At 50.1% G+C, this 708-nt stretch carries 1 protein-coding gene and 1 pseudogene; one reads left to right on the top strand and one right to left on the bottom strand.

The window, feature by feature from the left end:
* Positions 1–150: pseudogene (locus ACTHUR_RS14105) on the top strand (lipopolysaccharide assembly protein LapB); the annotation flags it as partial.
* A 114-nt stretch (positions 151–264) separates the two neighbouring features.
* On the opposite strand, the gene ACTHUR_RS14100 reads toward ACTHUR_RS14105, so the two are convergent.
* Positions 265–708 (bottom strand): thioredoxin family protein (locus ACTHUR_RS14100; protein WP_440399174.1); only part of this gene is annotated, 444 nt, incomplete at its 5' end.

The raw sequence follows: 708 nt of genomic DNA, 5'->3' as shown, positions 1-708 counted from the left end.
GATATGATTCGTTCCATTATCGGCCGCCAGCTGCAAAAAAGTGTCATGTACCGCTGCCGCAACTGCCACTTCAAATCCCAAGTCTTCTTCTGGCACTGCCCAGCCTGCAACAAATGGCAAACCTTTACGCCGAATAAAATCGAGATTTGATAAAGCGTTAAGCATCAAAGAAGGCCGTCTGAAATCTTTTCAGACGGCCTTTTTATTACAAAGCAAAATATCAAAACAGCTCAAAACATAGGCGCACACACCGGCAATATTTGCTCAACAACGCTGCTCTGCCCATGCCAACGCCGCTACAATCTGCGCCTCAATATCGGCATTAAATTCGCCGGCACGGTACGCATCGCGCAATTCCGTGCGACGGGTTTCATTTGCCGCAATTTGGTTTAACACCACTTGCGGAAACTCGTTAAACACAGGCCCTTCCTCTTCATGCCCCATCAAAAACAGCGCTGGAATTTTTTGATTGGCGCGGACGATTTCCTGTTGGCACGGATTATCGAAACGGCTGCTGTCGTCGAAATCGCTGCGGGCAATATAGTTGATGCGGATACGGGGGTTCAACTCCGCCATTTTTTGAATAAACGGCACAAACACGCGGCAATCTGGACAATATGGCGCAGCGGCAAGCAGCCCGTGTTGCGGACGGCTGATCTTTTTGACCTCCGCTACCGTTTGCGCCGACAGCTCGGTCGCCTGATAGAG

Source organism: Neisseria sp. P0021.S007, assembly GCF_051956855.1.
Note: the sequence above shows the minus strand (reverse complement) of the source record. Positions and strands in the feature narration are given on the sequence as shown.